At 63.3% G+C, this 13,506-nt stretch carries 12 protein-coding genes, 1 tRNA gene and 2 rRNA genes (1 of these 15 only partly in view); 14 read left to right on the plus strand and 1 reads right to left on the minus strand.

Going from position 1 to position 13,506, the window contains the following annotated elements; translation table 11 throughout:
- From AC0J5K_RS01080 to lhpI, 9 genes are all read left to right on the plus strand, one after another.
- A 23S ribosomal RNA gene (locus AC0J5K_RS01080) occupies positions 1 to 1,886 on the plus strand; it begins 1,542 nt to the left of the window's first position.
- Between the two features lie 164 nt (positions 1,887 to 2,050).
- A 5S ribosomal RNA gene (gene rrf / locus AC0J5K_RS01085) occupies positions 2,051 to 2,165 on the plus strand.
- Positions 2,166 to 2,286: 121 nt separating this feature from the next.
- Positions 2,287 to 2,363 (plus strand) — tRNA-Met (locus AC0J5K_RS01090).
- 220 nt (positions 2,364 to 2,583) lie between these two features.
- Entirely contained in the window at positions 2,584 to 3,573 is a 990-nt protein-coding gene (locus tag AC0J5K_RS01095; RefSeq protein WP_274565894.1) for a TRAP transporter substrate-binding protein, read from the plus strand.
- Positions 3,570 to 3,944: a cupin domain-containing protein gene (locus AC0J5K_RS01100; RefSeq protein ID WP_244526494.1), complete on the plus strand. Its 375-nt coding sequence runs from the start codon at positions 3,570 to 3,572 to the stop codon at positions 3,942 to 3,944. Before AC0J5K_RS01095 ends, AC0J5K_RS01100 begins: the two co-directional genes overlap by 4 nt.
- Positions 3,941 to 4,414, plus strand: a complete 474-nt coding sequence (locus tag AC0J5K_RS01105; protein WP_074836819.1) for a TRAP transporter small permease — start codon at positions 3,941 to 3,943, stop codon at positions 4,412 to 4,414. Before AC0J5K_RS01100 ends, AC0J5K_RS01105 begins: the two co-directional genes overlap by 4 nt.
- Entirely contained in the window at positions 4,411 to 5,694 is a 1,284-nt protein-coding gene (locus tag AC0J5K_RS01110; RefSeq protein ID WP_274565893.1) for a TRAP transporter large permease, read from the plus strand. Before AC0J5K_RS01105 ends, AC0J5K_RS01110 begins: the two co-directional genes overlap by 4 nt.
- A gap of 30 nt (positions 5,695 to 5,724) precedes the next feature.
- Positions 5,725 to 6,969 (plus strand): Zn-dependent hydrolase, encoded by a 1,245-nt coding sequence (locus AC0J5K_RS01115; protein ID WP_048529200.1) that lies wholly within the window; start codon positions 5,725 to 5,727, stop codon positions 6,967 to 6,969.
- Entirely contained in the window at positions 6,966 to 7,913 is a 948-nt protein-coding gene (gene lhpI / locus AC0J5K_RS01120; protein WP_274565892.1) for a bifunctional Delta(1)-pyrroline-2-carboxylate/Delta(1)-piperideine-2-carboxylate reductase, read from the plus strand. The genes AC0J5K_RS01115 and lhpI overlap by 4 nt, the downstream gene beginning before the upstream one ends.
- Here lhpI and AC0J5K_RS01125 read toward each other — a convergent pair.
- A complete protein-coding gene (locus tag AC0J5K_RS01125) occupies positions 7,895 to 8,821 on the minus strand; it encodes a LysR family transcriptional regulator (RefSeq protein ID WP_074836825.1) in 927 nt (308 codons plus the stop codon). The two genes, lhpI and AC0J5K_RS01125, sit on opposite strands and share 19 nt — an antisense overlap.
- Before the next feature lie 168 nt (positions 8,822 to 8,989).
- Between AC0J5K_RS01125 and AC0J5K_RS01130 the strand changes: the two genes are divergently transcribed.
- The 5 genes from AC0J5K_RS01130 to AC0J5K_RS01150 all read left to right on the plus strand — a co-directional run bounded on the left by AC0J5K_RS01130 (position 8,990) and on the right by AC0J5K_RS01150 (position 13,504).
- Entirely contained in the window at positions 8,990 to 9,334 is a 345-nt protein-coding gene (locus tag AC0J5K_RS01130; RefSeq protein WP_274565891.1) for a RidA family protein, read from the plus strand.
- Between the two features lie 103 nt (positions 9,335 to 9,437).
- Positions 9,438 to 10,040 (plus strand): RraA family protein, encoded by a 603-nt coding sequence (locus tag AC0J5K_RS01135; protein WP_074836827.1) that lies wholly within the window; start codon positions 9,438 to 9,440, stop codon positions 10,038 to 10,040.
- A 66-nt stretch (positions 10,041 to 10,106) separates the two neighbouring features.
- On the plus strand, positions 10,107 to 11,636 hold the full coding sequence (locus AC0J5K_RS01140) for an ABC transporter substrate-binding protein (RefSeq protein ID WP_074836829.1): 1,530 nt from the start codon (positions 10,107 to 10,109) through the stop codon (positions 11,634 to 11,636).
- 73 nt (positions 11,637 to 11,709) lie between these two features.
- Positions 11,710 to 12,630, plus strand: coding sequence for an ABC transporter permease (locus AC0J5K_RS01145; protein ID WP_274565890.1), 921 nt, complete (start codon positions 11,710 to 11,712; stop codon positions 12,628 to 12,630).
- 1 nt (position 12,631) lies between these two features.
- Positions 12,632 to 13,504, plus strand: a complete 873-nt coding sequence (locus AC0J5K_RS01150) for an ABC transporter permease (RefSeq protein ID WP_274565889.1) — start codon at positions 12,632 to 12,634, stop codon at positions 13,502 to 13,504.
- Positions 13,505 to 13,506 lie beyond the last annotated feature (2 nt).

The following is a 13,506-nucleotide window of genomic DNA, read 5'->3' on the forward strand; positions in this document are numbered from 1 at the left end:
CGGGAGTACTAGATGGCAGACACACTGCGGATGCTAACGTCCGTAGTGGAGAGGGAAACAACCCTGACCTACAGCTAAGGCCCCCAATTCATGGCTAAGTGGGAAAGCAGGTGGGACGACCAAAACAACCAGGAGGTTGGCTTAGAAGCAGCCATCCTTTAAAGATAGCGTAACAGCTCACTGGTCTAAACAAGTTGTCCTGCGGCGAAGATGTAACGGGGCTCAAGCCATGAGCCGAAGCTTAGGATGCCGTAAGGCATGGTAGCAGAGCGTAGTGTGACATAGGACCTCTCCTCTTTAGCGATCCTCGGATCGCCTTGGAGGAACGGGTTCTTTCTGTGAAGCCGGCGCGTGAGCGATCCGGTGGAGAGATCACTAGCGAGAATGATGACATGAGTAGCGACAAAGAGTGTGAGAGACACTCTCGCCGAAAGTCCAAGGGTTCCTGCTTAAAGCTAATCTGAGCAGGGTAAGCCGGCCCCTAAGGCGAGGCAGAAATGCGTAGCCGATGGGAACCACGTTAATATTCGTGGGCCAGGAGGATGTGACGGATCAAGAGGGTAGTTCATTCTTATCGGATTGAATGGGCTGCTTATTGGTCCCTGGAAATAGCCCTCCATCAGACCGTACCCTAAACCGACACAGGTGGACTGGTAGAGAATACCAAGGCGCTTGAGAGAACGATGTTGAAGGAACTCGGCAAAATACCTCCGTAAGTTCGCGAGAAGGAGGCCCGGTTCCTAGGCAACTAGGGGCTGGGGGCACAAACCAGGGGGTGGCGACTGTTTACTAAAAACACAGGGCTCTGCGAAGTCGCAAGACGACGTATAGGGTCTGACGCCTGCCCGGTGCCTGAAGGTTAAAAGGAGAGGTGAGAGCCTTGAATTGAAGCCCAGGTAAACGGCGGCCGTAACTATAACGGTCCTAAGGTAGCGAAATTCCTTGTCGGGTAAGTTCCGACCTGCACGAATGGCGTAACGACTTCCCCGCTGTCTCCAACATCGACTCAGCGAAATTGAATTGCCTGTCAAGATGCAGGCTTCCCGCGGTTAGACGGAAAGACCCCGTGCACCTTTACTACAGCTTCGCACTGGCATCAGGACTGCAATGTGCAGGATAGGTGGTGGGCTTTGAAGCGCGAACGCCAGTTTGCGTGGAGCCTCCCTTGAGATACCACCCTTTGCATTCTTGATGTCTAACCGCGGTCCGTTATCCGGATCCGGGACCCTGCGTGGCGGGTAGTTTGACTGGGGCGGTCGCCTCCTAAAGAGTAACGGAGGCGCGCGATGGTTGGCTCAGACCGGTCGGAAATCGGTCGTTGAGTGCAATGGCAGAAGCCAGCCTGACTGCAAGTCTGACAAGACGAGCAGAGACGAAAGTCGGTCATAGTGATCCGGTGGTCCCGAGTGGAAGGGCCATCGCTCAACGGATAAAAGGTACGCCGGGGATAACAGGCTGATACTGCCCAAGAGTCCATATCGACGGCAGTGTTTGGCACCTCGATGTCGGCTCATCTCATCCTGGGGCTGGAGCAGGTCCCAAGGGTACGGCTGTTCGCCGTTTAAAGAGGTACGTGAGCTGGGTTTAGAACGTCGTGAGACAGTTCGGTCCCTATCTGCCGTGGGTGTAGGATACTTGAGAGGAGTTGCCCCTAGTACGAGAGGACCGGGGTGAACGATCCACTGGTGGACCTGTTGTTGCGCCAGCAGCAGTGCAGGGTAGCTATGATCGGACAGGATAACCGCTGAAGGCATCTAAGCGGGAAGCCCCCCTCAAAACAAGGTATCCCTGAGGACCGTGGTAGACCACCACGTCGATAGGCCGGAGATGTAAGTGCAGTAATGCATTCAGTTGACCGGTACTAATGGTCCGATAGGCTTGATTTGATCCAGTAACAGACAGATTTGTCAAACTGGTCACGATCAAAGCAAACTACACACACATATATCAGTAACTTGACTTGGAATTTGCCTCTGTCTTACGGCCTTGAACGCATAACGCGCTCAAGTAGCCGAATAGGCGGTAGCGCAAAATACCGGGGCTTTCCCGGTTTGGTGATCACAGCACGAGCAAAACACCCGGTCCCATCCCGAACCCGGCCGTTAAGTGCCGTCGCGCCAATGGTACTGCGTCTCAAGACGTGGGAGAGTAGGTCATCGCCAAACCTGATAAGCCCCGATAATACGTATCTCTCAAAACGATGAAACACCCAGGCCTCAAACAGCCGTCAGGCGCGAGGCCGCACCGGCCTCAAGCAACCGCAAGGCAGCAGGCCAACAAAAGTGTCGCGGGGTGGAGCAGCCCGGTAGCTCGTCAGGCTCATAACCTGAAGGTCAGAGGTTCAAATCCTCTCCCCGCAACCAAATCTACACACAAAAATATACCGCCAAAACAGACCAGCCCTCTCAGGACTGTACTTCCTGGTATGGCCGGAGAGGCCTTTCGTCGGCGCAAACGTCTTTCAAGACGGAGAGCGCGTGACCATTCGGAAAAACTGTTCCAACCATAGCCCTGGCTTATTTGCGCAAATTCTGCGTTCGGTGTTTCTTCGGCGACAATAATCGCTCAACAGGAGACCCGAACATGACATCCCCCTTCCCCCTGATCCGCACCGGCCTGCTGGCGGCCTGCCTTGCCGGGCTGGCGCCCGTCGCCGCCCTGGCTGCCGAAGTTTCGGTGCGTCTCGGCCACGTCCTGCCCGAGAGCCACAGCTGGCATGTCGCGGCCACCGGTTTTGCCGAGGAGGTCGACCAGCGGACCGACGGCAGGGTTGCCATCGAGGTCTTCCCTTCGGGCCAGCTCGGCAGCGAAAAGGAAGTGATCGAAGGCATGCAGTTCGGCTCGGTCCAGGCCGGTCTGATCGGTTCGGGGTCGTTCCAGGGGATCGAGCCGCGGATGGGCATCATCGAAATGCCCTATGCCTGGGGCGCGCGCGATCAGGCCTTTGCGGCGCTTGACGGCGAACTGGGCGCCGAACTGGCCGGCATGCTCGACGCCAAGGGCATCAAGGTGCTCGGCTGGTGGGAAAACGGCTTCCGCAACATCACCAACAACGTCCGTCCGATCGAGACCCCCGAGGATCTCGCCGGCCTGAAAATCCGCGTCACCCCGGACAAGGTGCGCCTCGCCACCTTTGAAGGCCTGGGCGCCGAGCCTGCGCCGCTGTCCTTCGGCGAGCTGTATTCCGCGCTGCAACAGGGGTTGTTCGACGCCCAGGAAAACCCGCTGGCGATCATCTTTTCGGCCTCCTTCTTCGAGGTGCAGAAATATGTCTCGCTCTCCGAGCACATCTGGGGCGCGGCGACGCTGACCATGTCGAACGCCACCTGGAACAAGATCGCGCCCGAGGATCAGGAGATCGTCATGGAGGCGGCCACGTCCTGGGGCCTGCAACAGCGCGACATGGTCGCCGCCGCCAACGATGAACTGATCGCCCAGCTGAAAGACAAGGGCATGCAGTTCAACGAAGTCGACAAGGCTGCGTTCATCGACGCCGTGGCGCCGATCTGGGAAAGCCAGAAGGATGTCTATGGCGAAGAGCTGCTGAGCGTGCTCGACCAGTACCGGAAATGAGCCTGCGGCCCGAAATAACAGAAGTTGCATCGGTCGAGCCGGTGCAACTTTACGACTTTTCGCAGAAAGTGCTGTTTTCTCCGGCGGCGCGCGGCGAGGGCTTTCTCAAGCTGACCGTGACCACCGGCCGGAAGGGCGCGAAATCCACCGCCCACAGCCATCCCCGCGACGAGGTGACGCTGACGCTGAAAGGCGAGGCGATCCTGCGCGCCGGGGGCGAAACCTACCACATGACCGAAGGCACCGCGGTGCGCCTGCCGCCCGGGCTCGACCACACGGTCGAGGTGATCTCGGATGAATGGGTGGTTGTGGCCGCCTATTGCGACGAATGCACGCTCTGCCGCGGCCCCGAAGGATTTCTGAACCCATGACATTGAAAGACGGGTCGCTGCGCGCGGCCGGAACCATCGACCGCGCCGCGCGCTGGTCCGGCGCGGCACTGGTGGCGGGGTTCGCCGCGATGGTCGTCTATGTGGTGATCTCGCGCTACCTGTTTTCCTCGACACCGCGCTGGGCCGAAGAGCTGCCGCGGCTGGCACTGGTCTGGCTGACCTTTGTCGGCGCGATCTCGGGCTTCGTGCGTGGCTCGCATTTTCGCGCCGGGCTGCTCGACCTGATCGCCTTGCCACCGCTTCTGCGCCGCGGGCTGGCGATTCTGGCCTGGCTGGCCAGCGCTGTCTTTCTCGGGGTGTTCATCTGGACCGGCGCCCGGCTGACCGGAATAACCTGGAGCCATCAGACCACCGCGCTCTCACTGCCGGTCGGCCTGTTTTACCTGTCACTGCCGGTCTGCTGCGGGCTCGCGCTGCTGGGTCTGATCCTGAAAGGGGGGCGGGAATGAGCCTTGCGCTTGCACTTCTGCTGATTGTCTTTGCTGTTCTGGTGCTGCTGGATGCGCCGATCGCCGTGGCGCTTGGCCTGTCATCGATGTTCTACCTGCTGATTGCCGATGCCGCGCCGATGATCGTCGTGGCGCAGCGCGCGGTGGCGGGGATCAACAGTTTCACCCTGCTGGCGATCCCGCTGTTCTTGCTGGCCGGGCTGCTGATGGTCCACGGCGGGCTGGCGCCCAGGATCATCGCCTTTTGCGCGGCGCTGATCGGGCGGCGCACCGGCGGGCTGGCGATGGTGATGATCATCGCCTGCATGATGTTCGGCTCGCTTTCGGGCTCGGGCGTGGCCGATGTGGTCGCCATTGGCACGATGATGCTGCCGGCGATGCGCGATCAGGGCTATGCGCCGGGGTTCTCGGCGTCGGCGCTGGGCTGCGCCGGTTCGCTCGGCACGGTGATTCCGCCGTCGATCGTGCTGATCGTCTATGGCACTGCCACCAACAGCTCGATCGGCCAGCTCTTTGTCGCCGCCATCATCCCCGGCATCCTGCTTGGCCTCGGGCTGATGCTGGTGGCCTGGTGGATTTCGCGCCGCAATGGCTGGCAGGGCGGCGAGCCCTTTTCCTGGGGAGAGTTGGGCCGCGCCGCCAAGGGCTCGATCCTGGCCATGCTGGCGCCGATCATCATTGTCGGCGGCATCCGGCTGGGCATCTTCACCCCGACCGAGGCCGCCGGCATCGGCGTGGCCTATGCGCTGTTCATCGGCGTCTTTGTCTACCGTGCACTGACGCTGGCAACGCTGATGCGGCTGTTGCGGGAAACCACCGAGATGACCGGCGTGATCCTGCTGGTCATCGCCTCGGCCTCGGTTTTCGGCTGGATCCTCGCCGCCGAGCAGGTGCCGCAGATGGCCGTCGCCGGCATCACCCAGGCGACCGAAAGCGGCACTGTCGCGCTCTTGCTCATGATGCTGGTGTTGCTGGTTCTCGGCACTTTCATGGAAAGCATCGCGATCATCCTGATCCTGGCGCCGGTTTTCCTGCCGATCCTGGCGCATTACGGCATCGATCCGGTCTATTTCGGCATCCTGCTGACCATCAACCTCGCCATCGGCGCCAATACGCCCCCGCTCGGCATCGACCTGATGGCGGCCTGCCGTGTCGGGGAAATCCCGCTCAGCGCCTCGTTCCGATATCTTGTCCCGTTCCTCGGCGTGATGGTCGGCGTGCTGCTGCTGCTGGTGCTGTTTCCCGTTCTGATTACCGATCTCCCGGCGATCCTGTTCTGATCCCCGGCTCCTGAAAGAAAGAAGGTTCCCATGCCATTGCTCCCCGATACCCGCGTCGACCTTGATCGTTTCTGGTCGACCATCGAAGCCTCTGGCGCGATCGGCAAAGGCCGGCCCGGCGGGTTGTCGCGGCTGACGCTCAGCGACGACGACCGCAGCATGCGCGACCTGTTCCGCCGCTGGTGCGAAGAGGCGGGGCTGGCGGTCGAGGTGGATGAGGCGGGCAATATCTTTGGCCGCCGTGACGGCAGTGACAACGATCTGCCGCCGATCCTGATCGGCAGCCACCTTGACACCCAGATCAACGGCGGCCGCTTCGACGGTATTGCCGGCGTGCTGGCCGGGCTCGAGGTGATCCGCAGCCTGAACGACGCCGGCCATGTCACCAAACGACCGATTGTCGTGGTCGATTGGACCAACGAGGAAGGCGCGCGGTTTTCGCCGCCGATGGTGGCCTCGGGCTGTTTCATCGGCAAATACGACATCGACTGGGTGCATGACCTGGTGGGCGACGATGGCGCGCGCTTCGGCGATGAACTGGAGCGGATCGGGTACAAGGGCGACCGCACCTGCAAGGCCGGCGAGATCGACGCCTATTTCGAGCTGCATATCGAGCAGGGGCCGATCCTCGATGCCGAAAACCGCCAGGTCGGCGTCGTCACCGGCGGCTATCCGGTGCGCGGCATGCGGGCATCGTTCAGGGGCCAGACCTCGCACACCGGGCCGACGCCGATGGACCTGCGCAAGAATGCGCTGGCGGCGGGCGCCCGCTGGCTGACGGCGGTGGACGATATCGGCTGGGATTTCGCGGTGCATGACGGCAAGGCCACCGCCGCGCGGCTGACCGCTTGGCCGAACAAGCCGGGCATTCTGTCGGACACCGCCGAAGCGGTCTGCGACGTGCGCCACCCCGACCCGATCACCACCCGCGCGATGGCGGAAAAGATGCGCCGGGCGCTGTTTGAATCGGCCGCCCGCTGCGGCTGCGACGCGGTGATCGAAGACGAATGGGAATGGGGCGGCGACATCTTTGACGCCGAGATGATCGACGGCGTGCGCAACGAGGCGATCCGCATGGGCTTCAACTGGCGCGACATTCAGAGCCAGGCGGGTCATGACGCCTATTTCCTGGCCACCCATTGCCCGACGGCCATGATCTTTACCCCCTGCAAGAACGGCATCACCCACAACAACGAAGAGCATTGCGAGCCCGAGGATTTCCTCGCCGGGCTGAACATCCTGATGCATGCGGTCGTCAACCGGGCCGACCGATGAGCGTGATGATCGGACATGACGCGCTCGAGGCCGGGCTGGGATGGCCCGAGCTGATCGCGCAACTGCGGGACTGGTATCGCAGCGATGCGGTGACCGCGCCTGACCGGCAAGTGCTCTCCATCGCCCAGCCCGACGGCAGCGAGGCCTCTTTGCTGATCATGCCGGCCTGGGTGCCGGGGGCGCGCATCGGCGTCAAGGTTGTCAGCTTCTTTCCCGCCAATGCCGCCAAGGGCCGGCCGACGATCAACGCCGGCTATCTGCTGTTCGATGGCGAGACCGGCCAGATGAAGGCGGCGCTTGACGGCGATGCGCTGACCGCCCGGCGCACCGCCGCCGCCTCGGCGCTGGCCGCCGGCTATCTGGCGCGCCGGGATGCGGCGCATCTGCTGGTGGTCGGCACCGGCCAGCTCTCGCGCGCGGTGGCCGAGGCGCATTGCACCACCCGCAGCTATGACCGCGTGTCGATCTGGGGGCGCAGCCGCGACAAGGCGGCGGCGGTGGCGGCAGAGCTGGCCCAGGCTGGCCTGCCGGCCGAGGTGGCCGAGGATCTGGAGGCGACCTGCCGGGCGGCGGATGTGATCAGCACGGTCACCGCTTCGACCCGGCCGATCATCCGGGGCGACTGGCTGAAACCGGGCAGCCACCTCGACCTGATCGGCGCCTTCAAGGGCGACATGCGCGAAAGCGACGATCGGGCGATCGCGCAGGCGCAGGTCTTTGTCGATCTGCGCGCCGGGGCGATGCTGGCCGGCGATCTGTCACAACCGCTGGACGCGGGGCGGATCGAGCCCGGGCATATCCGCGCCGACCTTGCCGAGCTGTGCCAGCAGCGGCATCCCGGCCGCAGCGATGCGGCGGCGCGCACGGTGTTCAAATCCGCCGGCATGGCGCTTCAGGATCTGGCGGCGGCCGATCTGGCAGCCGGTCAGGCCATGTCGGGATAAAGCGCCAGAAGCTCCTGCACGATGGCCACGAACTTCTGCTCTGATGGGGAAAGCTTCTCCATCGGAGCATGCACCAGATAGACATCCGCGCCGATCGGCTCGTCCGAGATCTTGAGCGGCCAGAGGTCGCCGCGCCGCACATCCTCGTCCGAGGTCATCAGCGGCAGCAGGCCAATGCCCAGCCCGGCCACGATCATCCGGCGGATTTCCTCGATATTGGTGCTCAGCCCGTTGATCCTGTTGCCCAGTCGCATGCCCTCGCGCAGCACCGTCATCGGCTCCAGCCCCATGCCCTCAGTGGCGCAGGCGAACGAGATGAAGGGCTCGCGCTGAAGATCGCGAAGATTGACCGAGTCCTGGCCGAACAGCGGATGTTCGGCGCCGCAGAACACGCTGAATTCCTCGCGAAACAGCCGGATCGAGGGCAGGTTGACCAGCGGCCGGGCCAGAAGGCAAAAGCCCAGGGTCGCGCGGTTCTGCTGGATCGAGCGGACAATCGACTGGCTGTTCTTCACCTCGCTCTGGAACACCACCGACGGGTGACGCTGGTGATAGAGCCGCAGCATCTCGTCGAGCATCGGCGAGATCAGGTTTGACACGATCAGATAGCGAACCCGCCCGCGCTCTTCCTCTTCGGCGTCACGCCCCAGAAGGTTGATCCGCTCGGCGCTGTGAAAGATGTCGCGGCATTCCTGAAAGATCTTGTCGCCCCGCGTCGTCAGCTCGAAGTGGCGGCTGTCACGGAACACTAGCTGACATTCGAGCTGGGTTTCGAGCTTTTGCAGCGCATTGCTGACCGAAGGCTGGCTGAGTCCCAGGCGTTGGGCGGCCTTGGTGATGCTTTGTTCCTTGGCAATCACATAGAACATGCGGAGCAGGTTCCAGTTCAGGTCCGATTGCTGATCCATGCGGGGTCTTAACTTTCAGTTCTGTTCAGGGCCGGAGTGCCTGTTCTTGAGGCAACCGTAACATAAGGCGACTCTATTAATGCCATTCTTTCCGGCTATGAAGCCAGCCTGTAAGGAATGTGCAGGGTCGGCTAAGCTTGCCGAAGTTTTAATCAGAAAGCGAGAAGCATGAGCATTACCCGTCTTCACCCCGGCCCCCGCATGAGTCAGGTCGTGATCCACAACGACACCGTCTATCTGGCCGGCCAGGTCGGCACCGCCGGCGCCGATGTCGCGACCCAGACCCGCGATTGCCTGGCGGCCATCGATACCCTGCTGGACGAGGCCGGCAGCAACAAATCCATGCTGTTGCAGGTCATTATCTGGTTGGCCGACATGGGCGATTTCCAGGAAATGAACGCGGTTTACGACGCCTGGATCGATCCGGCCAACCCGGCGGCGCGCGCCTGTGGCGAGGCCAAGCTGGCGACGCCGGAGTACAAGGTGGAGTTCATCGTCACCGCCGCGCTCTGAGCGGTGCGAAAGGGGGGTTATGGTTGCCATAACCCCCGACTATTTGACCCTGACCGTGCCTGTGCGTCTTCTCTACGGGCAACCCCAAAGGTCAGGACAGGGCATGACGGCACAAGACGATCTCTCGGATGTGGAAACCGCGACACTCGGGCACTTTCTCGAGTCGGGTTTCATGGCCCCCGCGCTTCAGGCGCTGCTGCCCGAGCGCCGTATCTTCGGCCCGGCGCTGACGGTGCGGATGCCCGGTGACGATGGCTCGATCCTGGTCGAGGCGCTGTCGCGTGCCGAACCGGGGCAGGTGATCGTCATCGACCGCTGCGGCGACCTGCGCCATGCCTGCTGGGGCGCGGTCACCACTTGCGCCGCCAAGGCGCGCGGCGTGGTCGGCACGGTGATCGACGGCTTTGTCACCGACCGCTCGGCGATCCTCGCCGAGGATTTTCCGGTCTGGTGCCGTGGCCGTTCGCCGGTCACCACCAAACCGCGCCGTTTGGGCGGCGCCGTCAATGTCACCATCAACTGCGGCGGCGTCGCTGTGCGCCCCGGCGAGCTGGTGCTCGCCGACGAGAGCGGCGTTGTGGTCATCCCGCCCGGTGAGTCCGAGGCCCATATCCGCCGCGCCCGCCAGATGCAGGCCGAGGAACGCCTGCTCCTGGCGCGGCTGCGCGCCGGGGAAACCCTTGCCGATATCACCCGCGCCGCCTGATCCCGCCAGAGACCGGAAAACCGGCCGGCCTTCCCCCTCCCCATCAGCCAACCAACAGAGAGAGACATGACTGACATCTTCAAGACATCCCTGACCGGACTGGCGGCGCTGGCCGCCTGTACCGCCCTGACGCTTGGCACGCCGGCCAGCGCCGACAAGGCCAGCAACACGCTGAACGTCGCCTTTGCCGCCGAGCCCGAGCCGCTCGACACCTACAAGATCGCCGGCCGCCAGGGCCTGATCCTGGCGCGGCACATCTACGACGGCCTGCTCTACAAGAACCTCGACACCGGCGAGATCGTGCCCGCGCTGGCCGAATCCTGGGAATTCACCGGTCCGCTGACCATGGAATTCACCCTGCGTCAGGGCGTCAAGTTCCACAATGGCGCCGATTTCACCGCCGATGACGTGGTGACGACGCTGAACACCGTGATCACCCCGGAATACGGCACCCGCTATTCGATCTCGGTCGACTGGATCGAAAGCGTCGAGAAGCTGGCCGATTACAAGGTGCGCATCAACATGTCCAAGCCCTTTGCCGGCGCGGTCGAGATGCTGGCCGATGCGCTGCCGATCTATCCGCATGACTTCTTTGGCGAAAACGGATCAAGCGGCATGGCGGCCACGCCCATCGGCACCGGCCCCTACAAGCTGGTCAGCCAGGAGCCGGGCATTCGCTATCAGCTCGAGCGGTTCGAGGACCATTACGCAGGCAGCCCCAAGGCCGGCGCCACCATCGACGCGATCACCGTGCGCACCATCCCCGAGATGAACACCCAATATGCCGAGCTGATGTCGGGCGATCTTGACTGGATCTGGCGGATTCCACCGGATCAGGCGGCGCGGCTCGAGGGCCGGGTGCAGATCATCAGCGCGCCGATCATGCGCATCGGCTATGTCGGCTTTGCCCCCGAGGCGCTGGCCGGCGACAGCCCGATCGCCGACAAGAAGGTGCGACAGGCGCTGATCCACGCCACCAACCGCGGCGCGATTGTCGAGGCATTCGCCGGCGGCGCGTCGAAAGTGCTCAATACCCCCTGCAACCCGGCGCAATTCGGCTGCGAACAGGATGTCGCCGCCTATGACTTCGACCCGGAAAAGGCCAAGGCGTTGCTGGCCGAAGCGGGCTATGCGGACGGCTTCGAGATGGAGATGGTCTTTGCCGCCATGCCGCGCCCGACCGCCGAGGCCGTGGCCGCCGACCTGGCCAATGTCGGGGTGAAGCTGGAGCTGAACGAGCAGCAATATTCCTCCGGCATCGGCAAGTGGCGGGCCCGCGAGCTGCCGGCGTTCTTTTCGAACTGGGGCAGCTACGGCATCGGCGACACCGCCTTTATCCTGTCGAATTTCTTTGGCGGCGGCGCGGATGATCTTGTGCAGGACGCGCAGCTGGCCGAATGGCTGACCGAGGCCGATACCGCTTCGGATCGCGCGGTGCGGGCCGAGAATTATGCGATGGCGGTCAAGAAGATCGCGGAAGAGGCCTATTGGATGCCGATGTACAACTTCAACGTCAATTATGGCCTGTCCAACGATCTGAACTTCACCCCGCACCCGGATGAGTTCGCCCGTTGGTGGATGGCAAGCTGGAAATAGGCTGACCTCACTAACGACCTGTGCCGGGCGGAGCGCTTCCCGCCGCCCGGCACGCCATGAACGGAAAGACCCCATGCTCAGCTTCCTCTCCCGGCGTCTCTTTGTCGCCTTTTGCGTCTGCGTCACGGTTTCGGCGCTCAGTTTCGCGCTGATGTTCCTCTCGGGCGATCCGGCGATCGCCATCGCCGGCGCCGGTGGCCGCGCCGAGGATGCCGAGGCGATCCGCATCGCCTATGGCTTCGACCGGCCGCTGATCGTGCAATATCTCGACTGGATCGGCAGCGCGGTGACCGGCGATCTGGGGCAGAGCATCTATTTCAATCTGCCGGTGACCGAGATCATCGGCAACCGCGTCGGGGTGACGCTGACGCTGGGATTCATCTCGTTCCTGGTCGCACTGGCGGTGGCGGTGCCACTGGGCATCGCCGCGGCACTGCGCCCCAATGGCTGGATCGACCGCATTGCGCTGATCATCGCCGTGTCGGGGCAGGCGATCCCCAGCTTCTGGCTCGGGCTGATGGCGATCGTGGTCTTTGGCGTCCGGTACGGCATGGTGCCGATCTCGGGTGCCGAAAGCTGGCAGGGTTTCATCCTGCCGGTCATCGTGCTGAGCTATTACGCCGTGCCGGAACTGATGCGGATCACCCGCTCCGGGATGATCGACGTGCTGGCCACCGATTACGTGCGGGCGGCGCGGGCCAAGGGGCTGCCGATGCATCTGGTGATCTCGCGCCACGCGCTGCGCAATGCAGTGCTGCCGTTGGTGTCGCTGGCGGCGGTTCAGCTCGGGCAGCTTCTGTCCGGCTCGATCGTGATCGAAAGCGTCTTTGCACTCAATGGGCTGGGACGGCTCGCCTGGGAATCGCTGTTGCGCAGCGATCTGCCGGTGGTGCAGGCGATCATTCTGGTGCTGTCGCTGCTCTATGTCCTGCTGACCACCTGCGCCGACATTCTGAACGCGGTGCTCGATCCGCGGCTGAGGGGAGCGACCTGAGATGACCGAAGCAACCATGGAAACCACGCGCCCCTCGGCCTGGCGCAAGATGCTCGGCAACACCGGGGTGATGATCGGCGGCACGCTGCTGGCGGTGATTGTCGCGATTGCGGTGTTGGCCCCGGTTCTGGCGCCGCATGACCCGCTGGCGCAGGATCTGACCCGCCGCCTGCTGCCGCCGTTCTGGCATGACCGCGCGGTGCCCGAGCACATCCTCGGCACCGATCACCTGGGCCGCGATTACCTGTCGCGGATGATCCATGGCGCCCGGGTGTCGCTGGGTGTCGGGCTGGGCGTGATCCTTGTGTCGGGCGCCATCGGCATCACCCTGGGGTTGCTGGCCGGCTATTTCGGCGGCTGGATCGACATGGTGATTAGTTTTGCCATCACCACCCGGCTCTCTCTGCCCATCGTGCTGGTGGCGCTGGCGGCGGTGGCGCTGGGCGGGGCCTCGCTGACCACCCTGATCACGGTGCTGGGCCTGCTGCTCTGGGACCGCTTCGCCGTGGTGACGCGGGCGGCGGCGCAGGGCCTGCGGCATCAGGAGTTCATCATGGGCCTGCGCGCTATCGGCGCCTGCCGCGCGCGCATCCTGTTTCTCGAGATCCTGCCCAACATGCGGGCCACGATCCTGGTCGTGGTCTCGCTCGAGGTGGCCAATGTGATCCTGCTCGAAGCGGCGCTGTCCTTTCTCGGACTGGGGGTGCGGCCGCCAACGCCGTCCTGGGGACTGATGATCGCCGAGGGCCGCGACAATATCCTGTTCGACCCCTGGCTGATCGCGCTGCCGGGCTCGGCGCTCTGCCTGCTGGTGCTGGCGGTCAACCTGTTTGGTGACGGGCTGCGCGACATCACGGGGCCGGCACGGAAATGACT

Source organism: Marinovum sp. E3 (assembly GCF_055755275.1).

Excerpts from the sequence above, each read along its gene's own strand:
- AC0J5K_RS01105 (WP_074836819.1), top strand. The coding sequence starts at position 3,941 with ATGACATTGAAAGACGGGTCGCTGCGCGCGGCCGGAACCATCGACCGC.
- AC0J5K_RS01125 (WP_074836825.1), bottom strand. The coding sequence starts at position 8,821 with ATGGATCAGCAATCGGACCTGAACTGGAACCTGCTCCGCATGTTCTAT.
- AC0J5K_RS01115 (WP_048529200.1), top strand. The coding sequence starts at position 5,725 with ATGCCATTGCTCCCCGATACCCGCGTCGACCTTGATCGTTTCTGGTCG.
- AC0J5K_RS01150 (WP_274565889.1), top strand. The coding sequence starts at position 12,632 with ATGACCGAAGCAACCATGGAAACCACGCGCCCCTCGGCCTGGCGCAAG.
- AC0J5K_RS01135 (WP_074836827.1), top strand. The coding sequence starts at position 9,438 with ATGACGGCACAAGACGATCTCTCGGATGTGGAAACCGCGACACTCGGG.
- AC0J5K_RS01100 (WP_244526494.1), top strand. The coding sequence starts at position 3,570 with ATGAGCCTGCGGCCCGAAATAACAGAAGTTGCATCGGTCGAGCCGGTG.
- AC0J5K_RS01145 (WP_274565890.1), top strand. The coding sequence starts at position 11,710 with ATGCTCAGCTTCCTCTCCCGGCGTCTCTTTGTCGCCTTTTGCGTCTGC.
- lhpI (WP_274565892.1), top strand. The coding sequence starts at position 6,966 with ATGAGCGTGATGATCGGACATGACGCGCTCGAGGCCGGGCTGGGATGG.
- AC0J5K_RS01140 (WP_074836829.1), top strand. The coding sequence starts at position 10,107 with ATGACTGACATCTTCAAGACATCCCTGACCGGACTGGCGGCGCTGGCC.
- AC0J5K_RS01130 (WP_274565891.1), top strand. The coding sequence starts at position 8,990 with ATGAGCATTACCCGTCTTCACCCCGGCCCCCGCATGAGTCAGGTCGTG.
- AC0J5K_RS01095 (WP_274565894.1), top strand. The coding sequence starts at position 2,584 with ATGACATCCCCCTTCCCCCTGATCCGCACCGGCCTGCTGGCGGCCTGC.
- AC0J5K_RS01110 (WP_274565893.1), top strand. The coding sequence starts at position 4,411 with ATGAGCCTTGCGCTTGCACTTCTGCTGATTGTCTTTGCTGTTCTGGTG.